At 41.7% G+C, this 21,694-nt stretch carries 18 protein-coding genes and 1 tRNA gene; 11 read left to right on the top strand and 8 right to left on the bottom strand.

Annotation, left to right across the window (positions count from 1 at the left end; genetic code table 11):
- The first annotated feature begins 57 nt into the window (after positions 1 to 57).
- From treF to CRO74_RS12195, 5 genes are all read left to right on the top strand, one after another.
- Positions 58 to 1,665: an alpha,alpha-trehalase TreF gene (gene treF / locus CRO74_RS12175; protein WP_097126336.1), complete on the top strand. Its 1,608-nt coding sequence runs from the start codon at positions 58 to 60 to the stop codon at positions 1,663 to 1,665.
- 297 nt (positions 1,666 to 1,962) lie between these two features.
- Complete coding sequence (locus CRO74_RS12180; RefSeq protein WP_097126337.1) at positions 1,963 to 2,685, top strand: AbiV family abortive infection protein; 723 nt, start codon at positions 1,963 to 1,965, stop codon at positions 2,683 to 2,685.
- Between the two features lie 181 nt (positions 2,686 to 2,866).
- Positions 2,867 to 3,256: a hypothetical protein gene (locus CRO74_RS12185; protein ID WP_097126338.1), complete on the top strand. Its 390-nt coding sequence runs from the start codon at positions 2,867 to 2,869 to the stop codon at positions 3,254 to 3,256.
- A gap of 616 nt (positions 3,257 to 3,872) precedes the next feature.
- Positions 3,873 to 4,847 (top strand): AAA family ATPase, encoded by a 975-nt coding sequence (locus CRO74_RS12190; protein ID WP_218840215.1) that lies wholly within the window; start codon positions 3,873 to 3,875, stop codon positions 4,845 to 4,847.
- Between the two features lie 4 nt (positions 4,848 to 4,851).
- Complete coding sequence (locus CRO74_RS12195; RefSeq protein WP_097126339.1) at positions 4,852 to 7,386, top strand: S8 family peptidase; 2,535 nt, start codon at positions 4,852 to 4,854, stop codon at positions 7,384 to 7,386.
- A 151-nt stretch (positions 7,387 to 7,537) separates the two neighbouring features.
- Here the strand turns inward: CRO74_RS12195 and CRO74_RS12200 are convergent, their stop codons facing one another.
- The 8 genes from CRO74_RS12200 to fabD form a co-directional block, all read right to left on the bottom strand.
- Positions 7,538 to 8,806, bottom strand: a complete 1,269-nt coding sequence (locus CRO74_RS12200; RefSeq protein WP_097126340.1) for an ATP-grasp domain-containing protein — start codon at positions 8,804 to 8,806, stop codon at positions 7,538 to 7,540.
- Between the two features lie 211 nt (positions 8,807 to 9,017).
- On the bottom strand, positions 9,018 to 9,785 hold the full coding sequence (locus CRO74_RS12205; protein ID WP_179830182.1) for a DNA-primase RepB domain-containing protein: 768 nt from the start codon (positions 9,783 to 9,785) through the stop codon (positions 9,018 to 9,020).
- Between the two features lie 162 nt (positions 9,786 to 9,947).
- Positions 9,948 to 10,982, bottom strand: a complete 1,035-nt coding sequence (locus CRO74_RS12210; protein WP_097126342.1) for an AAA family ATPase — start codon at positions 10,980 to 10,982, stop codon at positions 9,948 to 9,950.
- 214 nt (positions 10,983 to 11,196) lie between these two features.
- The gene (locus CRO74_RS32385; protein WP_097126343.1) at positions 11,197 to 11,406 is read right to left on the bottom strand and encodes a helix-turn-helix domain-containing protein; all 210 of its coding nucleotides are present in this window, start codon (positions 11,404 to 11,406) and stop codon (positions 11,197 to 11,199) included.
- Between the two features lie 94 nt (positions 11,407 to 11,500).
- Complete coding sequence (locus CRO74_RS12220) at positions 11,501 to 12,241, bottom strand: hypothetical protein (protein ID WP_097126344.1); 741 nt, start codon at positions 12,239 to 12,241, stop codon at positions 11,501 to 11,503.
- 5 nt (positions 12,242 to 12,246) lie between these two features.
- On the bottom strand, positions 12,247 to 13,455 hold the full coding sequence (locus CRO74_RS12225) for a site-specific integrase (RefSeq protein ID WP_097126345.1): 1,209 nt from the start codon (positions 13,453 to 13,455) through the stop codon (positions 12,247 to 12,249).
- A 214-nt stretch (positions 13,456 to 13,669) separates the two neighbouring features.
- Positions 13,670 to 13,740: transfer RNA gene (locus CRO74_RS12230), tRNA-Gln, on the bottom strand.
- 125 nt (positions 13,741 to 13,865) lie between these two features.
- The gene (fabD, locus tag CRO74_RS12235; protein WP_097126346.1) at positions 13,866 to 14,741 is read right to left on the bottom strand and encodes an ACP S-malonyltransferase; all 876 of its coding nucleotides are present in this window, start codon (positions 14,739 to 14,741) and stop codon (positions 13,866 to 13,868) included.
- A 372-nt stretch (positions 14,742 to 15,113) separates the two neighbouring features.
- Between fabD and CRO74_RS12240 the strand changes: the two genes are divergently transcribed.
- The 6 genes from CRO74_RS12240 to CRO74_RS12265 all read left to right on the top strand — a co-directional run bounded on the left by CRO74_RS12240 (position 15,114) and on the right by CRO74_RS12265 (position 21,628).
- Positions 15,114 to 15,809, top strand: coding sequence for a succinate dehydrogenase cytochrome b subunit (locus tag CRO74_RS12240; RefSeq protein ID WP_097126347.1), 696 nt, complete (start codon positions 15,114 to 15,116; stop codon positions 15,807 to 15,809).
- Positions 15,810 to 15,899: 90 nt separating this feature from the next.
- On the top strand, positions 15,900 to 17,837 hold the full coding sequence (locus tag CRO74_RS12245) for a fumarate reductase/succinate dehydrogenase flavoprotein subunit (protein ID WP_097126348.1): 1,938 nt from the start codon (positions 15,900 to 15,902) through the stop codon (positions 17,835 to 17,837).
- A 25-nt stretch (positions 17,838 to 17,862) separates the two neighbouring features.
- Positions 17,863 to 18,621, top strand: a complete 759-nt coding sequence (locus CRO74_RS12250) for a succinate dehydrogenase/fumarate reductase iron-sulfur subunit (RefSeq protein WP_097126349.1) — start codon at positions 17,863 to 17,865, stop codon at positions 18,619 to 18,621.
- Positions 18,622 to 18,874: 253 nt separating this feature from the next.
- Complete coding sequence (locus CRO74_RS12255) at positions 18,875 to 19,363, top strand: GtrA family protein (RefSeq protein WP_097126350.1); 489 nt, start codon at positions 18,875 to 18,877, stop codon at positions 19,361 to 19,363.
- A 469-nt stretch (positions 19,364 to 19,832) separates the two neighbouring features.
- Positions 19,833 to 20,504: an RNA polymerase sigma-70 factor gene (locus CRO74_RS12260; RefSeq protein WP_097126351.1), complete on the top strand. Its 672-nt coding sequence runs from the start codon at positions 19,833 to 19,835 to the stop codon at positions 20,502 to 20,504.
- A gap of 50 nt (positions 20,505 to 20,554) precedes the next feature.
- Complete coding sequence (locus CRO74_RS12265; protein ID WP_179830183.1) at positions 20,555 to 21,628, top strand: FecR family protein; 1,074 nt, start codon at positions 20,555 to 20,557, stop codon at positions 21,626 to 21,628.
- The last annotated feature ends 66 nt before the right edge of the window (positions 21,629 to 21,694 follow it).

Here is a 21,694-nt window from a genome sequence, read left to right on the forward strand (position 1 = left end):
GGTTTATACGGGGAAAGGCCATTGACGGAATCCGGTCCTACTGGCAAACAGTATATTATGAAATTACCCCTTATGAATAGAGTACTCTTTCTGTTTTTTCTGTTTTGTCTGACACCCGGCTGGAGTCAGCAAGTTCTTGAAAAACCTAATTCAACCATACTGAATCTGGCTGGTCCGGACGAACAGTTCGGGCCGCTGTTTGAGGCTGTTCAGTTAAAAGCCGTTTTTCCGGATTCGAAAACATTTGCCGATTGCACACCTAAATTCACGGTAGCTACCATCCTGGCCAGCTACGAAAGTGCACGGCAACGTAGCGACTTCGACCTGAAAGCGTTTGTTCTCCAAAATTTCGCCCTACCCATTAAACCGGCCTCTGGCTATACGAGCAAAGCAGGACAAACCGCTCAGGAGCACCTTACCGATTTATGGCCCGTACTTACCCGGCCTGCATCGCCCGCTGCCAAAACAGGTACACTTGCCGGTTCGCTGATTTCATTACCCAAACCTTACGTGGTTCCGGGTGGGCGATTTGGTGAGATCTACTATTGGGATAGCTATTTTACGATGCTCGGCCTGAAGGCATCCGGTCAGACAGCCCTGATCCGGAACATGATCGACAATTTTGCCTATCTAATCCGAACGTTCGGCTTTATTCCAAATGGCAACCGGACTTACTTTTTGGGTCGTTCGCAGCCGCCGTTTTTTTCCTTAATGGTCAACCTGCTCAGCGAAGTGCAGGGCCGCCGGGTGCTGGTTACCTACCTGCCTGAATTACAAAAGGAGTATGACTTCTGGATGGATGGCAAAGAACAACTGACCGCCGAACACCCGGCTCACCGGCGGGTGGTCCGGCTGGAGGAAGGTGTTTACCTGAATCGTTATTATGATGACAAGATGACACCCCGGCCGGAGTCGTACCGGGAAGACGTTCAACTGGCTAAACGGAATAAAACTCCGGCCATACTTTACAAGCATATCCGCGCCGGGGCCGAATCGGGTTGGGATTTCAGTAGTCGATGGTTTCGCGATGGAAAGAACCTGAAAACAATTCATACAACGGATTTCATTCCGGTCGATTTGAATGCGCTCCTCGTTAATCTGGAACAGACACTGGCCGAGGGCTACCGGCTGAAGGGCGATAAAGTCCTGTCGAAAAAATATACAGTTCTGGCACAGCAACGACGTGACGCTGTTCAACGCTACTGCTGGAACACCAAAAGTGAATTCTTTTTTGACTACGATTTCGTTGCCAGGAAACTATCGACGGTTTACTCACTGGCGGCTGTTTATCCGCTTTTTGTGCGAATTGCGACACCTTTGCAAGCGCAGGCAGTGGCTCGCACGCTGGAAAAGTCGTTTCTAAAGCCGGGTGGTTTGACTACGACTCTTGTCCGTACCGGCGAGCAGTGGGATGCGCCCAATGGATGGGCACCCTTGCAGTGGGTAGCCATTCAGGGCCTTCGAAATTACAAACAGGTTCCGCTGGCTACCAAGATTAAAACGAATTGGGTCAACGAGAACCTGCGGGTGTACAAAGCTGCTGGAAAAATGGTGGAGAAGTATGATGTTATCAGCACAGCAGGAGCAAAGGGCGGAGAGTACCCTAATCAGGACGGTTTCGGCTGGACAAACGGGGTGCTTTTAAAGCTGCTCACCGAGAAATAGTCAACTTTAGATTGTAATGCCGACCGTCCGGCAGTGATTAATAGCTCATCTTACCCGACCGGGACGGTCGGCACTACAGCCTAAAACAATTAAAGCCGCCTGACCTAAATCGAGCGGCTTTTTCTTGTAGTCCGAGAAGGACTGTAGTAACATCCTCATAACTAACAGTTTAAGGTAAAAGGTGGTAACTAGGTAGCAAACTTGTAGCAAAATATAAATGAGCGAAGTAAATTCACTCTCCTGAAAATGTGCAAGAAGGTCAGTATTACAAATAAAAATACATCTTGATAGTTAAATATGATGGATGAAAAAATTTTTGAACGCTTGAGCGAAGAAGAATTAATAAAAGGTTGTAATTCCTGCGCGATTAATGCAAACGCTCATTATGAAAGTGCGCTCAGGGTCGCAGAAATTGAACATTATGGAATAGCATCATCGCTGTTAATTTTATCGGTTGAAGAAGCAATTAAAGGATTAATATTTATGAGTAAACTTATGGGCATGGATACACCTGATAAAGTAGAGCGATTCTTCTCTAAACACGAATCTAGGCACCAGGCAGCAAGAGACCTTTATGAGTTCATTAAAAATATTATGGATTCCGTTGATGAAGTTAAAGATTGTATTAAGGAAAATGGGCGATTATTAATGATTCAACATGCGGTTAAAGGTATGCCGGATGATATTGAAGCATGGAAAATAGATTTTCTTTCTAATCTGACTAAAAATACTCAGGATGAAATTAGTAGGATAATAATGTCAAAGTCGAATGATAGAGACCAACAACAGGAACGTGCTGACAAAAAATGGTGGAATAAGGCCAACCAATTGAAAAATAGTGGGTTTTATGTTGATTATAAAGGTGAATGGCTTCTTCCTCAAAATATTACAAAAGAAGATTTTGATGTGAGTCAAACTAAAGTTTATAATGTACTTAGCTTGCTGCAAAAAATTTGTAGCATAGATATAGTAGATTATAATTTTATGAAGCAAATATTATCAACGACACAAGTAAAATGATATTATAAATCTGATAATTAGTCTAACATCTAAGATCAAACTAGATGTAGGGGTTATATCTAATTTGATCACAAATGTGAAAGCTAATTTATTAAATATTTATATCACTCACCAAATTAGGGCGCTTGCCTTTTATTCGCTTTGAATTTTTAATCCTTGCCATTTCTTATGTAGACTTCTTATGAAAATTATTTGGAAGTTATGTCTCACATATGAAGACGCGCGTAATTATACCGGAATCATTTATTTGCATGAATGGAACGATAAGCCTTTCTATTGGGGTAAAGCTGATAAAAGTTACTTTGGTGGTCATAAACGCATCTGCAATGAAAATAAGATTAGCGGGCGTTATAACGTTGGTTACCGGCATTGGATAGAAGGCTGTCTAAAACATGGTGCAAAACTTTACATCGGCATACTTGATGAGGAAGCGCTTAAGTCTATCAGTATGATTGAGAATTATATGATTGACAAGTATCCTAGTGAGATGAACAAGAAGAAATTACAGCCAGTACAACTAGCCATTGTACATGCTGGAGACGTACCAGCTAGCATCATTTTAGACAAGTAGCAGAAAAATTGGCCTCAGTCAGCGAAATTTGCACTTTGCCCGCAAGAGAACGAACAGCCTCTTTAGGTTATGTGTCAATAGAATTACAGAAATCAGCATGAATTCTGTTTACTATAGATACAAGTACTAATTATCTACAAGTAAGGTTGGAAGCACTAATTACCTTAACTACTCTCGTGAAGCTGCTGTCAGTAGCTTACTTAGTCCTTGAAGAATGGGGCTAATTGACCAATGACCAGTTGATTGGGTTGTTACAGAGTATCGCTGTGACAAAAGTGTATTATTTAGATTGATGATTGTATAGAGTAGTATTTTTTAGTCTCATACGTACTTTAGCAGTTATATTCAATAACAGGGTGTTTTGTAACATGTGGATATTCTAAGAAAAAGAATATTTGTTGCAAATATGAATCATTCCCGTATTTAGGTCGGATTGTCTTTCTAATGAGTTGATAATGAGCAAATTAAATGTCTTAGGATTCGTGATTTTTCTCTTGCTAGATTGAGGTTGATTTCGTAAATTTATTCAAAAAAGAGAAGTCAAGGAAATTTAAACTCACTTTGAATTTCCTTGACTTCTCGACTGTATTGTGAAATACGAACAACAAATTCTGTCATGAATAATTCTGAAATGGCCGCGGGGGAACAGATAAAGGCTTTAATCAAGTCTCATTTTGATGAGGAAAAAGAAAGGTTCATCACTCTTTCCCTTCAAATTGCTGCTAATCGTGCTCGTATGGGGCATACAGTACTAGCTGAAGATATAAAAAAAATAGTTGATAAGCATAAAGTCTCATTGCCAAGGTTAAAAGCCTTTGCTTCAGATCTTCAAGGGCTGATAATCGAAAAAGAACCTGATAATAGACTGAGTGATCTTATTCTTTCTGTTGAACTAAAAGGAAGAATAGACCGAATCTTATTAGAATATAGACAAAAGAATAAGCTGCATAAATATGGTTTATTTAACCGTAGAAAGCTTTTACTGTCTGGGCCACCGGGCACAGGGAAGACCATGACTGCTTCTGTTATTGCTCAGGAAACAGGGTTACCATTTTATGTTATATTAACTGATAAAATGGTTACAAGGTTCATGGGCGAAACTAGCGCGAAGTTGCGTCAGGTATTTGAAAGTATTGCTGAGAAGCCGGGTGTTTATCTATTTGATGAGTTTGATGCTATAGGCTCGGAAAGAGGAAAAGATAATGATGTTGGGGAAATGAGAAGGGTTTTAAGTTCTTTTCTTCAATTTATTGAAATGGATGAGTCTGATAGTATAATAATTTCGGCAACTAACAATTTGAACATACTTGATCAAGCTTTATTCAGAAGATTTGATGATGTGCTTCACTATCATTACCCATCAGAGAGAGAAGTAATTGAGCTTTTAAGAAATAAATTAACTTCTTTTAAAGGAAATTATAAACTAGATTCTATCGCAAAAGTAGCTTCTAATTTAAGTCATGCAGAAATAACGCAGGCGTGTCTTGACGCAATAAAAGAAGCCGTTTTAAATGATCAAGATGAAGTCAGTAAAATTGACTTGGTTAAAACAATAAAACAAAGAATTTCCGCTTATCCACTAAAATTGTAATAAAATGAGTATAAATTTTAAGCACATTTATTTGAATGAAAACTTTCAATCAATTAGTTATACTACTAAACCACAGCTAGGGCAGACGTTAAAAATACCTAAAAGAGATAGAGATGTACATGCAAATAAATTAAATGGTCAATTAGCGGCAATATGGAGTAAAATAAAGAAGAATAATGATGAGCGTTTGGCAATAGCTTTACCAACTAAAAATGGAGCTTATATAGAATTCCACAGCCAAGCAGGTAAAGACCTTATTACAAAAAGCCTTGAAGATACTAGGAAAGGAATAAGATTACTAAATGTGAGGTACCTAGGGGAAAATAAGGAATCTATATTAGCAACGGTTTATGTTCCTAAAGGTAAAGAAGCAGCACTTATTAAGAAGATAAGAGACTATAAAGAGAAAGAGACAGTAAAAGGTAATTTTAAAAATAAAAATTTAGTAGAAAGTATTGAGGATATTAGGTTAGCCTTAGCTGAGTCTTTATGGACTGATAGTTTAAATAATATGCCTAATGATACGAAGAAGTGGTGCGAAGCTTGGCTAAGAACTGAAGTAGATAGCAAAAGCGGGCAGCTTGAGTATGAGGTGCTATCTAAATTTAGGTCACTTTTAGATGGCTTACAAATTCAGTACAAACAAAATATTATATCCTTTCCAGAAAGAGTGATTATGCTTATATATGTAAGTAAAAAAGATCTGGAAGAGATAATTGAACAAAGTGATAGTATAGCTGAATTTAGAGCAGGACAAGAGACTGCTGGTTTCTGGGTCAATGAAAGAAATGCTGACCAAGTTGATTGGGTAAAAGAACTATTGGGGCGACTTAATATTATAAATTCAAATGTAAAAGTATGTATTCTTGATACTGGAATCTCAAATGGGCACCCATTATTATCCCCTATACTTAAACACGATGACTGTTTAACAGTAAATACTACGTGGGGAATTAAAGATCATGATACAGGAAGCGGACATGGAACACCTATGGCAGGTATTGTTGCTTATGGGAATTTAGAAGCTATCTTAGGAAGTCCAGAATCAGTAGAGATTACGCACACTCTGTGTTCTGTTAAAGTGTTACCTCCATTGAATCAGCCTAATACAAAAATGGAATTGTGGGGGGATATTACTGAGCAAGCAGTTAGCCGTGCAGAAATACAGTCACCGACTCACAACATGATTTTCTGCATGGCAGTGACTGCGTTTGAGGATGAATGTCATGGTAGGCCTTCTTCGTGGTCAGGAGCAATTGACAAACTAGCATATGGTATAGATGATAATAAACGTTTGGTAATTGTTAGTGGAGGAAATGTTAGGGAAGAGATATTTTGGTTAGCTTATCCTGATAGTAATTTAGTGCATTCAATTCGTGATCCCGCCCAGTCATGGAACGCACTTACGGTTGGTGCATATACTGACAAAGTATTAGTAAATGAAACGTCTTATGCAAATCATGCACCCTTAGCACCTTCAGGGTGCCTATCTCCTTTTAGTTCTACATCTCGCATTTGGGAAACAAAGTGGCCTAATAAGCCAGATGTTGTATTTGAAGGAGGAAATATACTTGTTTCTCCTGATAATCAGTTAATTTCAAATTATGAGGATTATGGTTTGTTAACTACATCGAAGCAATTTAATATTAGCCGTCATTTCGATACAATTAATGCTACAAGTGCAGCCACAGCAAAAGCGTCATGGATGGCAGCTAAATTAATGTATCAGTATCCGGAAGCTTGGCCTGAAACTATTAGAGGATTAATAGTTCATTCAGCTGATTGGAGTAATCAAATGATCTCACAATTTAATACTGATATTACGAGAAAATCGGATGTGAGTGAGTTGATTAGAATATTTGGATATGGTAAACCTGATTTGGAAAAAGCACTTTACACAACGAAAAGCAGTTTAACATACATTAGTCAACAAACTATTCAACCATTTGTTAAAGACGGAAATAGTTATAAAACTAATGATATGCATTTTTATGAGATACCATGGCCTAAAGATGAGCTATTAGCTATGGAAAATGCTATTGTTGAATTACAGATTACTTTATCCTATTTTATAGAGCCAGGGCCAGGGCAAATAGGTTGGAAAGATAAATATCGTTATCAATCTTATGCTTTTAAATTCGACCTTAACTCACCCACCGAAAGTGCTTTGGATTTTAAAAGAAGAATAAACTCAGAAGCGATGTCTGAAGCATTAGAGGAAGAAGAGATAGTAATAGCTACTGATAGTGGAAGCGGTAGATGGCAAATTGGTAAAAATGCTAGAAGTAAAGGTTCTATTCATAGTGATAGATGGATTGGAACAGCTTCTGAAATAGCTTCTTGTAATTTGTTGGCTATATACCCAATGATTGGATGGTGGCGTGAAAGACATAACTTAAAAAAATACGATTTTTCAACCCGCTATTCATTATTACTTTCATTGAGAACTCCATCTACTGATATTGATCTATATACTGAAGTGATTAATAAAATAAAAATACCTATTGAAATAGAAGTTAAAACTGGGAGTAATAAATAAAAATTTACAAAGTCCATACAGTATTACGACAACTAAATAATATTTTTTGTCTAGTCTCAGCAAGTGTATGAGCAAAATATTTTTTTAGATAAATGTTTATATAAGTAAAAGCCTGCTATAGAGAAGTAGCAGGCTTTTAAGATTTGATGAGTTAAATATCGAGATCTTTCATTAGTATAGGGTACTTACTTTTTAAGCGGTTTATATTTTCAATCCGAGCTATTTCTTGTTCACTTAATTTTTCATAAGGGTCAACTTTTTGTCTGAATAAAGTGACTTTGGTATTGCCGACTAGCCTATTACTAGTAGATGCCTCATCGGTATTATCTTCCTTATTTTCAATCTTACCAACTTTCTCTTCTACCATTTTAACCAGGTCTACAAAGTAGTTATGACCAGTTAGGTCAATGATTTTTGTGCCAGGATTACCATTTACTTCAATTACGAAGGTTTTACCTTTATCATCTTTCATAATATCTACTCCTGCAAACTCCAGACCAACTGCTTTTGCCGACCTTATACAAATGTCCTTATCTTCTTCTGATAGTTCAACTTTCCGACCTGAACCGTTCTTGCTAATATTCGCTCGAAAGTCTCCTTTGTTAGCTGTTCTTTCCATTGCTACTGCAACTTTATCACCAACTACGATAGCTCGAATATCTTTACCATTTGCTTTTATAAATTTCTGAATTTTCAAATCAATATTTGATTTCGAAAAGCTTTCTAGCATTGTGTTAGTAGCTAGTGGGGTTTCTAAGATGTTCACGCCGACACCTTGAGACCCTTGTAATAGCTTTGCTATAGCTGGTAAACCATCGACTTTTTTCAATAGAAAGTCAACGTGAACGGGATTCTTTGCATAAATGGTCTTAGGGACTCTCAAACCCCTGTAGCTTAACTTCTGGGTTGTTTTAAGCTTGTTACTGGCTGTAAGTAATCCGTCTGCGTCTTGAGTCGAGTAAATGCCCAAGTTCTCATTTATGTGCCTTAGAATGCATGTTCCATGATTCAAGCTATCGCCAATACGAGAAATAACAGCATCATAAGCGTTTGCCTTTAATCGCTTTGGCTCTGTTAGCTCTTGATTGCCATCGTAAACGCAATCATATCCATTCTCGGACGACGAAACGTATAAATACACATCATTTGGGTTGTAAATCTCGTACGTGTGTCCGCGTTGCTCTATAACGTTAATTAGCTTGTCTTGTTGACCTGTTGCCAATACCAAAAAGTGAAGTTTACTCATGATAAATAATTGATTTGATTGTGAAAAAAACTGTTTAAGAATTTGATGTAAACATCGCTTTATGCGAGACCAAGCGATAGGACATAACTTGTTGACATTTTGCGATAAACCTGACGACACATATTCTTTTTTTATTTTGGCGGTCGCCAATTTTGCTAAAGTGCGGGCAGTCATTCTTGACTTTACCGGAAAATAAAGGGGTGCTTTAAGAGTTAAGGTCTTGTGGAGCAGATTTTTAGCCAATGTGTAGACCGGAAAAGACCAAAAAACAGAAGTATTTTTACTGGAAAACTTATTCAGAAGTACTTGTAGTAGCTAATATTCGCCAAAAATTACGCTTATGGTAGGAGTTACTTGTTGGGTTCTGTAGCAGAATAAAACGTTCCTACTGTTTTAGGTCTCTATAGGCGTTTGCAATCGTTATGTTAAAATAACGCTCTGATCGGTTGCCTTTTCGCTCTAGGATGCTTGGCATTATGTAGTCGCTTATTTCACTACGGCTTTTGCCTTCTCTAATAAGTTGGCAGATTTTACCGTACTCCTTTGCGCTCTGACTGTCATCATATTTAGGTGCTTGCCTATTCGACCGGGGGGGACTGATAACAGGAGATTGCACCACCCCCCCCAAAGGGGGTAAAAAGGTCGTTTGTCGGTGTTCCCATCGCCAAAGTTTTACGATAGGGTACTCTCTGTAAAGTTCAAAATACTTCTGCTTTTGATTGCGAAATTCAGGGACACGCCCAACGTGATCTGGCTCGGCACTTGCAAGGTCAGCCCCAAACCGAACGGCCAATTCTTTACAAATCGCTTTGGCTGTGTCTCTGTCGGCGGGGGTTTCAGGCAGTATTAACCATGCCTGAAAATTACCGGGGCTGGTCTCAATCAGCATACAGGGTTTCAAGCTTGCTACGTCTGTTAAAACTTCTCGTGTCAGGTCGTCAAGTAGCACATATTGCCAACCAATAGGACGTGCATAGATATTAAACCCTTGTTGGTTCATCGCATAAAAGAACTTTCCTGATTTTATAAACTCTTCTTTGTTGTATTTCCCAAATTTGACTTTGCCAGTAATCGGATGTACCAACCGATAGTGGTACTTTGCCGCGTTGAACGCTGCTACGTAGTTCTTAATTACTGGTGTTATTGTGTCCATAGTCATTTTGTTTTCTACCCCCTTTGGGGGGGGGGTGGTGCTCTAGCACCTTTCTATACATGACTGTAATTTGGCCCTACTAATATGGCCAACTACACTACCTGTTTAATAGAATGGAACACTTTGGAACACCATACTATAGCTGTTCCAAAGTGTTCCATTCTATGATTCTGATAGAGTAATGGAGTCCTTTTCACGTTCTAATACTCTGCCTACTCTCATGTGATTTGTTTTAAGTTTGTCAGCTATTGACCGATTAGACAATTCAGGGTTGGTTTGCTTTATCTCGATAATTTGTTGATCTAATTCATTTAGTGCTTTTCCTGTCCATTCTCGTAAGTGCTCACGTTCCTCACTATAGCCTGTTAGCTCAAACTCTAAGAAATTAGAATGCTTGACAATATTGCAAACACAAACGTTATCATCTCCGTAGACTTTTTCCGTACTGCGTTCTTTGATTTGCTTGATATACCTTATTGTACTGTTGAGCGTACTTCTACCAATGGCAAAAGCACTATCGCAAAAATTCATTAACATTTTACTGCCACTTACATCATTACCGTTTAACGGTTTGCTCATGTCTCTTTTAGGAGTATGAGCTAAAACCATAACTGATAAATCGTATTTCTTTTTTAAGGCTTTTAATTGCTTCATTAGAGATAAAGCGTCCCTACCTTTCTCGTTATCACTACCTAAATAAGTTAGATTGTCAATAATCAATATTTTAGCTTTGACCTCTACAACTGCAATTTCTAATTGATGCAGTAAATAGGCTTCATAATTGTTTTTATATACATCTGGTATTCCGGCTTCGGGGTCTATCTCTACTCGTAGTAGCTTATCACTAAATGGGTAATGATTACTGAAATTTTGAGAATAACGAGTTTCAAACTGTTTATCAGATAATTCAAAATCAAAGTATAAAATTTGTTGTGGTAAATGAGATTCTAAGCGAAAACCGGCAATGCTTTTGCCTTTACTGATTGAATTGGCAATTTGAACGGCCAAAATAGATTTACCTACGTTGGAATCTGCGAATAGAATACACAGTTCACCCTCATGCCAGAACACATCAAAAAGCATCTGAGGAATAGGCCGGTTTTTGGCTTCTTCTATCCATTGACTTGCCTTTTTGATCTTAAACAGATTGGTATGACTGGTTTGTATTTCAGATTGCTTAGTGCTCTGATAATCCATATCTTTGCTTCGTTCAGGAGCCTGTTGCGAAGGGGCTTCTAATGATTGTTATTAGCCGGTCGGGAGCACACGACCGGCTTTTGCTTTTTAAGCCTTTTGGGGCTGTGTTCCGTGTTTGTCAGTGAATTGTTTAGCCGTTACTATCAAGCCGCTTAACATATCAGTCATAGCAGTTTGCACATTGCGAAATGGATCGGTTTTATGCATTAGTTAGTTAGGCGGCTTTGGGGTAGCCTCTTTCGAAAAACTTTTCTACATCACTCTTACGAACGAATACAGCCCTACCCTTTGGGTCTGGCTTTGATACTGGGAAAGCCCCATCTCTGACGAATTGATAGTACTTATTATGTCCTATCTTGAATATTCGTTGTATGTCTTTAGGCTTTAGCCACTCGTCGGGAGAGGTTATTTTTGATTGTGCCATACTTTAAAGGATTAAATAAAATGTTATGGGACAAATGTATATAGAAAATCGTGTTAATTTTTTAACACGAAAAAATAAACATAAAAAAAGACCATTACCCTTTATAGTGGTCTTTCAGAAGTTGATCTATTACCTTAACTGTTCGGCTATTGGTAATATCCTTTTTAAAGGTGCCGGTGTGCCAGTCGCTTAACGTTGGCTTGACTTGGTATCTGTGTACAGCATACAAACCATTATAAAGAGAATCGAAGCCAAAAGCAGGGCCATACTTTTTTTCAAGGTCGTTAAGTGGTTCAAAAAGCCGGGGTACTGCTTCCTGCAACAGAGTTAGTATAAGGTGAGCAGGTTTCTGCCAGTCAATGAGTGACACAAGACTGTTCTGTTGCAATAGAGTGACTATGGACACTCTGTTGTCTAAAGTAACATCTTGTGGTGTACTGGGATCATTAACAACAATACAGTAGCGTAGTTCATCCTTTAAACAATCTTCAATGATTATAGTAAAGGGGGTAGTTGATTGGCTATATGAGGAAGTTACAGCTTGAATTAAGAAATCCTGTTTGTTGAATGGATTCAACCCCTTTATGATAGTGGTTATATCTTTTATTTCTTGCTCCAAAAATAGCCTGTACTCATTTTTGAACCAGTCATAATGTTCTGGTTGAATTAATCCTGTTAGGCGGCTCTTGATATCTGACTGTTGCCCTTTAACCATTATCCGAACGTACAGAGGATAAGCATTACTGCCATCGGCTTGCTGTTTACCTTTTAGACGAGTGTTTAGGAAGTGCTTTACTGTAATCTTTCCTTCTCTACTAAGCTTTGTAGTTTCCATAGAGTTTATATGTTTTCCCAATTAGGTACATTGGTTAGAGCTTTACTCGTATCCTGTTGGTCTAAGTGAGTATAACCCATAGTAGTTTGAATACTTTCGTGTTGGGCTATGTACTGAATTATTGCCGGGGCTATACCAAGCTTGTGCATATTAGTTATGCCTGAATGTCGCGAAGTATGAAAACTAACAGGTTTTGTTATGCCTGCTATTTCAATTACCCGTTTGAGATACTTATTAATTTTTACGTGCGACCTAGCAAACAATGGGCGGTTGTCCGTACGAGAATATTTTTGTACTAAACGTTCTGGTTTACTTGGGCCATCTTGTGTTGGGTAAAGTAAGAATAGAGATAGCCTGTTAAGCTTACCCGTTTTCTTTGCTTTTAGCTCAAGCGCAACTCCTTCAATTGTATTTAGTAGATGACTTTGGCGTAACTGAGTTACATCGCTAATTCGTAATAGAGTGTAATAACCAAACAGAAAAGCATCTCTGTAAAATGCAAGGTGCTGTTCTTCAGGGTTGAATGTTAGTTGTTCAATACAGGCTATCTCTTCGGGCCTTAGAACGATTTTATTAACCTTTGCCAACTTAGGTCGGAACGTATTGTAAGGGTTCTTCACGCTTTCAAATAGACCTTTCTGAATGGCATTCGTTAAGTACCTCTGAATAATCTGGTGTTCTTTATGGATAGTATTAGTGCTTAATTTTTGAGAGGTTCTCAAGTACACAGTATACCGTTCTACAAAGTCAAGAGTAAACGCATCAAATTCAATGTGTGGTTGTTTGTGGAAAGCCGTTAGACGTTTCAATACTAACTGTCTACGTAAGATAGTGAATCTACCCAAAGCCGGTTTATCTCGCTCAAGTTGTTGTGCAAAGTGAGTAGTAAAGGTCAATTTTTCACGGGTAGGGGTTACGGCTTGCCTCATGGTTTTGAGGTCAGCTAGTGTACACGGGCGGTTATGTTTGGCGGAAAAATTGAAGATAAAGTTTTCCATCTCAAGTATGCTTTCCCGAATAACCCTGTTCAATTGTGGGTTTCCTTTTACCTCATTCTTCTTACTATCCCATTGAGCCGGGGTTAGCCTTATGCCGGTGCTTTCGTACTGACGCTTTCCATTGTGATAGGCTTCAATGCTGATAGGTGCTTTACCATTTTTATCTAATTCGTCTCGCCGGTTATAGATTACCCGAATGCTAATTACTTTGCTCATTGTGCCTTTTGCTATAATTGATTGGCACAAACGTATTTAAGCAATCAGACTAAACTTCCTGTATCAATCTGGTAGCAAATGAGAAGGATAAACGGGTACACTAACGGACTTAAACGTATTAAGGTGAAATGATCTAAAAAGCCTTAAAAGATTAAATCCCCTGCAAATTCTTAGTTTACAGGGGATTTAAAGACTATTTTTAACTATACTCTTGTAGTCCGAGAAGGATTCGAACCTCCACAAACAGAACCAAAATCTGTCGTACTACCCTTATACTATCGGACTGTTTTGTAATTGCGAGTGCAAAGGTACTTTATTTGAGGGGTTAAAAGCAAGTACTGGCATAAAAAAAATACCTTTTTTGTACCAGTACATAGCCTTTTGCTTGATTTTCAGGAATCTATCAATTCTCAAATACCGGCAACGGGCGTGGCAGAACTGATCTTTTTTATCAATCCCTGCAATACTTTACCTGGTCCGCACTCATAAAACTCCGTAGCGCCGTCGGCTACCATGCGTTCAACGGACTGCGTCCACCGCACCGGCGACGTTAACTGCGCAATTAGATTTGCTTTAATTTGTGCGGGTTCGGTGGTGGGTTCGGCGTTGACGTTCTGATAAACCGGGCAGCGGGGCGCACTGAAGGGCATATTTTGAACAGCTTCGGCGAATTCGGTCTGTGCTGGTTCCATAAACGGTGAGTGGAAAGCACCGCCTACCGCTAATAGAACAACGCGTTTGGCACCGGCAGCTTTCAGCCGCTCCTCGGCGAGCTGAATACCCGCTACACTTCCTGATATAACCACCTGGCCGGGGCAGTTGTAATTGGCGGGTACTACAATCTCTTCCGTAATTTCGGCGCACACCCGCTCAATAGTCTCATCGGCCAGACCCAGCACGGCGGCCATAGTGGACGGAACCAGTTCGCAGGCACGCTGCATGGCCGTTGCCCGAACGGAGGCCAGCCGCAGACCATCTTCAAAGGAGAGTACACCAGCCGCTGTCAGGGCGGATAGCTCACCCAGCGAGTGACCGGCCACCATCGTCGGGGCGAAGGAGTCATGGGTGAGCGCCATAACCACACCATGCAGGAAAACGGCGGGCTGGGTATAAATCGTCTGTTTGAGGTCCTCGTCGGTTCCTTCAAACATAATATGGGTCAGATCATAGCCCAACACCTCATTGGCCTGGTCGAATAACCGGTGGGCGGCTTCGGACTGTTGGTAGAGGTCTCGACCCATACCCCGAAACTGGGAGCCCTGACCGGGAAACACGTATGCTTTCATAGTAAAGATGAACTAACTGATGGTGCAAAATAGCCGGATAATTATCGTTGTTCAAAAGGTAAATCGATTTATCCCGTCTAAGGTGCTGTTTATCATTTGGTTGCCTTTTTTACTTATCGTAAACAAGGAAAATGAATAATCATTCTGGTAGCTATCTAATTAAAACCTTATCAAATCGAACAAACATTTATGACACACTGTTGAGAAAGTAGAGCAATAAAGCAATTTATACCGACTGTAAATAAAGTTATAAAACGGTTGATAATACCGCTTAACCTTGTTTCCATCGGGATTGTGCTTTAGCTTTGATGCGCCGTTTAAAGCGGCTTTTCTTCAATAGTTTACCACTAAATTTTTCGTGTCGTTCACCGTATGGCTTGGGTAACACAAACTCTGTCCAGCTCCCTCGGCCGCAAGGTCATTATGTCGCTGACGGGACTGTTTTTAAGTACTTTTCTGATTGTACATATGGCTGGTAATCTCCAGCTGTTCAAGGGTGATGGCGGGAGGGCCTTCAATGAGTATACGTACTTCATGACCCACAATCCGGTTATTATGACCGTTTCTTACCTGCTTTACACCTCGATTCTGGTACACGCGCTGATGGCCTTCGTGCTCACGCGCCACAACCAGGCATCGCGGCCAGTAAAGTATGCGTACAGTAAGCCGGAAGCGAATAGCGACTGGTCGTCGCGGAACATGGGTATCCTGGGTACCATTCTCCTGCTGTTCATCATTATCCACATGCGTACATTCTGGTACGAAATGCACTTCGGTTCGGTCCCTATGGCCGAGTATGACGGCAAGCAGTATAAGGATTTATACGCTGTAGTGCAGGTAGCATTTGGCGAGTGGTGGTATGTACTGCTGTACGTTATCTGTATGGGTGCTCTTGGCTATCACCTGGCACATGGTTTCCAGAGTGGTTTTCAATCACTTGGTGTTCGGCATAAGAAATATACGCCCCTCATTGAAGCACTGGGCAAATACTTCTTTGCCATTATTATCCCGCTGGCTTTTGCGGCAATGCCAATTTATGTGTTTTTACAGGTTCACCATATTATTTAATGAGTGAATGTGTGAATGAAGGAATGAGTGAATAACTCATCTCCCTTATTATTCACTCATTCGCTCAGTCACTCATTGACAATTGGACAAATGAAACTGGAGTCAAAAATCCCCGCAGGTCCTTTGGCCGAGAAATGGTCTCGGCATAAGTTTTCGCTGAAGCTGGTTAACCCGGCTAACAAGCGGAAATATGAAATTATTGTAGTGGGTACGGGGCTGGCCGGTGCATCGGCGGCTGCGTCACTGGCTGAGTTGGGCTACAACGTGAAAGCGTTCTGTTTCCAGGATAGCCCTCGTCGGGCGCACTCCATTGCAGCACAGGGTGGTATCAACGCTGCCAAGAACTACCAGAACGATGGCGACAGCGTGTTCCGGCTGTTCTACGACACTATTAAAGGCGGTGACTACCGGGCACGCGAAGGCAACGTACATCGCCTGGCCGAGGTTAGCGTTAACATTATTGATCAGTGCGTAGCGCAGGGGGTTCCTTTTGCGCGTGAGTACGGCGGTACGCTGGCAAACCGTTCGTTCGGTGGTGCCCAGGTGTCGCGTACGTTCTACGCACGGGGTCAAACGGGTCAGCAACTGCTGTTGGGTGCTTATTCGGCCCTGAGCCGTCAGGTAGCTAACGGGAAAGTGAAGCTGTACCCACGTACCGAAATGCTCGACCTCGTGGTTGAGGGCGGTAAGGCTCGGGGTATCATCACCCGGAACCTGATTACCGGTAAAATCGAATCACATTCCGCCCATGCTGTTCTGCTTTGCACGGGTGGCTATGGCAACGTATTCTACCTGTCGACAAACGCGATGGGCAGTAACGTAACGGCCGCCTGGCGGGCACACAAAAAAGGTGCTTTCTTTGGTAACCCCTGCTTTACGCAGATTCACCCAACCTGTATTCCCGTATCGGGCCACTACCAGTCGAAGCTGACGCTGATGTCGGAGTCGCTGCGGAACGATGGCCGGGTGTGGGCACCGAAGTCGAAAGAAGACGCGGTACGGATTCAGAAGGGCGAAATAAAGCCAACGGATCTGGCTGAAGACGCTCGCGATTACTTCCTGGAGCGCCGTTATCCGGCCTTCGGAAACCTGGTTCCCCGCGACGTAGCTTCGCGTAACGCGAAATATGTTTGCGACGAAGGACGCGGTGTGAGTAAAACCGGTCTGGCCGTTTATCTGGATTTCGCTGATGCCATCAAACGCGACGGTCGAAAAACGATTGAAGCCAAATACGGTAACCTCTTCGAGATGTACGAAAAGATCACCGGCGAAAACCCGTATGAGCTGCCAATGATGATTTACCCGGCCGTTCACTACACGATGGGTGGCCTGTGGGTCGATTATAACCTGATGACAACCATTCCCGGTTTGTACGCGCTCGGCGAAGCTAACTTCTCCGACCACGGTGCCAACCGCCTTGGTGCTTCGGCTCTGATGCAGGGTCTGGCCGATGGGTACTTCGTTATTCCGTACACCGTGGGTGACTACCTGGCTACAATTGGCCCGGCTGATAAAATCCCGGTTGATTCGCCAGCTTTCAGAGAAGCCGAACAGAAGATACAGGATCAGGTGAACAAGCTGCTGTCCATCAAAGGGGAGCGGCCTGTCGATGAACTGCATAAGGAACTCGGCCACATCATGTGGGAATACTGCGGTATGTCACGCACGGCCGAAGGACTGAAGCTGGCCAAGCAGAAGATTCAGGCCCTGAAGAAAGAGTTCTGGACGAATGTGAAAGTGCTGGGCGATGCAGAAGAGATGAACCAGGCACTGGAGCAGGCTGCTCGGGTAGCCGACTTCATTGAGCTTGGCGAACTGATGGTCGACGATGCGCTGAATCGCGAAGAATCCTGCGGTGGTCACTTCCGGGAGGAACACCAGACACCCGATGGCGAAGCCCTGCGTGACGATGAAAACTTCGCCTACGTAGCAGCCTGGGAGTTTAAGGGTGAAAATCAGCCCGAAGAGCTTAACAAAGAGATTCTCGAATTCGAGAACGTGAAACTGACACAGCGGAGTTATAAATAATAGTTGGTAACCACTGACTGTAATTATGAAAATTAACCTAAAAGTCTGGAGACAGAAAAATAATAATACCCCTGGTAAACTGGTTGAATACCATCTGGATAATGTATCGGAAGATATGTCTTTCCTGGAGATGTTCGACGTTTTGAACGACTCACTTACCCGGAAAGGTGAAGACCCCGTTACGTTTGACCACGACTGCCGCGAGGGCATCTGCGGTATGTGTTCGATGTACATCAACGGTCGGGCGCACGGCCCACAAACCGGCGCTACAACCTGTCAGTTGCATATGCGGTCGTTCAACGATGGCGATACCATTGTGGTTGAACCCTGGCGGGCGCGGTCGTTCCCGGTCATTAAAGACCTGATGGTAGACCGGTCGGCGTTTGACCGGATCATTCAGTCGGGTGGTTATGTGTCGGTAAACACGGGCTCGGCGCGTGATGCCAACGAAATCCTCGTTCCCCGCACGATTGCTGATGAAGCCATGGATGCTGCCGCCTGTATTGGCTGTGGTGCCTGTGTAGCTGCCTGCAAAAATGCTTCGGCTATGCTTTTCGTTTCGGCGAAAGTGTCGCAGCTGGCAATCCTGCCACAAGGGCATTCGGAACATAAAGAACGGGCTGAACGAATGGTTGCACAAATGGATGCTGAAGGCTTCGGTGCCTGCTCATTCACGGGTGCCTGCTCGGTTGAGTGTCCAAAGTCGATATCACTCGATCACATTGCCCGTATGAACCGCGAGTATCTGGGAGCTAAATTGTCTTCGGATAACGTTCAAGGCTAAACCAAGCTCTTTTGAATTAAGTAAGTCCGATGTTCAGTTGAGAACATCGGACTTTTTTTGTGGTTGTCAGCCGTCTATTTCAGGTATATGGCTACTGGCTAAACCAGGCATAAGATCAGTCGGTAAGCTTGTCCGAACTTGCGGTTGATAAGGGGTTTTGACAAACTCCGCTATTGTATTTCTAAAATTAGTAATCGACTACTTAGGCTATTTAAGAAAAGGACGTGTAGCTTTGCCCTCTTATTAGTGAATTATGACGAGTGGGCTTTTTAACCGCAGGGACATCCTTGCTTATTTTATTGTTGCCGCAATTGGCGCTTCCTTACAGCTTGTAGCGGGCAGCTTATTTCAGGAATGGTTTCAGTTTAGTTACGAACAGGCCTTGCTGGCAGGTTATGTCATTGCCTTTGTGGTAGGCTTCTTTCTGACAAAGCTTTTCGCCTTCAATGCCAAGAACTCAACCAAAACCCAGCGGGAAGCCATCAAATTTACATTGGTCTCTATCGTCTCGTGTCTGATTACGGTCTACGGCTCTTCATTCCTGTACGACTACTCGGTTGGTGAATTCGAGGTTCTGACCCTCGTTGTTCCATTCTCGGTAAAGCTTGTCAATGTTAACAAGCTGGTGGCTCACACGACGGGTATGGGTGTGAGCTTCCTGAGTAATTATGTATTACACAAGACATTTACCTTCCACAATACCGGTTTTTATGAACGTCTGAAACGGCTGTTGAATCTATAGCGAACACTAAGATAACAGCAGCGTAATCCCCTATTCCGGCTATCGACAGCCGGTTTTTTTATTTTTAATCCAAGCGGTTGGCGTTACTTCACGCTGGTACTACAGTTCGGATATACTTACGACCCTGCCTGTTTTTCAACGGTAGACGGTCGTTTACACTGCCGCCCCAACGACGTCATCCAGATGACAATACGTCAATCATTAAGGTAGACGTGAGATAAAAGAACCAACGATAAAATATTATTCGTAACGATGTGGGGTAAAATAGTAAAACTTTGTCTTAGAATTAGAACATTTTGTAGTAGCCTTTATCCCTTATCATGCTTCTCAGGGTTGATAGTTATCTACTACACATGTCATAAACTCAGCGACTTCGTGAAAATTTGATCTCAACGGCCTACAGCTAGCTCATGGCTAACTGTATTCTGGGGTTTATCATAACATCAGTATAGTATCAGCATTTGCATTAATGATACCTAAAGAGAAGGAGCAGGAAGAGAATCCACTTGGTAAGGAAACGTGTAGAGTCGCTACGGATTCGTCGGAAACCAGAGTGTTTTCTGACGAATACTTCATTGAGAAATGTTTTAGTAAATCGCCGAAAGAGGGCTTCGATTTACTCTTCAGGAAGTATTACACAAACCTATGTAATCACGCAATTCGGTACGTGTATTCGAAGGAAATAGCGGAAGATATTGTGGCCGAAGTATTTGCTAATTTCTGGAACAGCAAAGCGCACGAGCATATCACGACTTCCTACCGTTCCTATTTATATACAGCTGTAAAAAACAGAGTACATAATTTTATTAAAAGTGAACTGAATCGAAACACAAGTTTTGATTCGTGTACGATTGATTTTCAAAATTATAATACGATTACCGTATTACGACCCGATGAAATAACACACTTCCACGAGTTAAGTCAGAAGTTGGAAATAGCGATTCAGCATCTTCCCAAACAATCGCAGAAAGCGTTTCAGCTAAATCGCCTTGAAGGTAAGAAATATAGCGAAGTCGCTCTTGAAATGAAATTAACAGTTAGCGCCGTTGAGCGGCTGATTAGTCGGGCGTTAGCTCGAATTCGGGAGGAGCTTAAGCTTGAATATTTATTAACTATTTTCTTAGCCTATCTAATTTCCTGATACATAAACTATCAACGTGAATAAACGTAGTTATTATGGACTCATACTTAATGAAAAAAATCATATTCGATTATTTTAACGGGAATAATACTACGATTCAATGCAAACTGATTGAGGAATGGCTTGCTGAGCCAAAAAATATAGATCTTTTTTATGTGTATCTGGATGAGTGGGAAGCCCAGCATCCTCAATACCGGTTTGATCTGGACACGGGGCTGAAAAAAGTATATACGCACATAAATACACCAGCAGAAAAACGCCCTGTTGTTTCTGATGAACCCAGCGTTATAAGCCTTTATCCGTATCTAAAGTGGGCGGCTGCGGCCTCGATTTTACTGGTAGCTGGCTGGTTGAGCTGGTCGGTAGTCAACAAACCATCAGCGGTTTCGTATAAGAGTCTCGTTCGCTATACGAAGAATCAGACCGGCGAAATTTATGAGAAAGAAAACGTTACCAACCAGCCTCTACTCATCAATTTGCCCGACAACAGTTCAATAATTCTACAGCCTCACAGTAAAATCTGCTATTCGCCAAAACAATACAATAGGACAAAACGAGAAGTGATTCTGGCTGGCGAAGCATTTTTTGAAGTACAGAAAGACGCTAAAAGACCTTTCTTCGTCTATGCGAATGAGTTGATTACCAAAGTTTTAGGTACTAGTTTTTCCGTCAAAACGCAGCCCGAAACATCGGAGATAGAAGTGATCGTCAAAACAGGTCGGGTATCGGTGTTTTTGCAGCATGACCGCAACAGAAACAAAAAAATGACCGATAACCTTCTGGAAGGGCTTGTTCTGACGGCGAACGAAAAAGTAAGAGTTAGCGAAGACGACTTTCGCATTTATGCACCAACTGTTGTTGAACAAAAATCTCTTCAGCTACCCATTCAAAAAATTGCTTTCGATTTTGACGAGACTCCGCTCATTGAGGTGCTGAACGATTTGCAGAAAGCGTATTCAATTCAACTCGTTTATAATCCTGAAAAACTGGCCGATTGTAAACTGACCGCCCATTTGTCGGACGAACCTTTGCTGGAAAAACTAAAACTGATTTGTGCGGCTATTGACGCTACATACGAAGAGGTTAACGATAAACTAATAATACACACCAACGGCTGTAAATAAGCTTTCGGCTTCAATCATCTGCCCCCTGCCTTTTCACTATTCCTAACTAAACCACAAGCATGTACA

The organism is Spirosoma fluviale (assembly GCF_900230225.1).
GTDB lineage: Bacteria > Bacteroidota > Bacteroidia > Cytophagales > Spirosomataceae > Spirosoma > Spirosoma fluviale.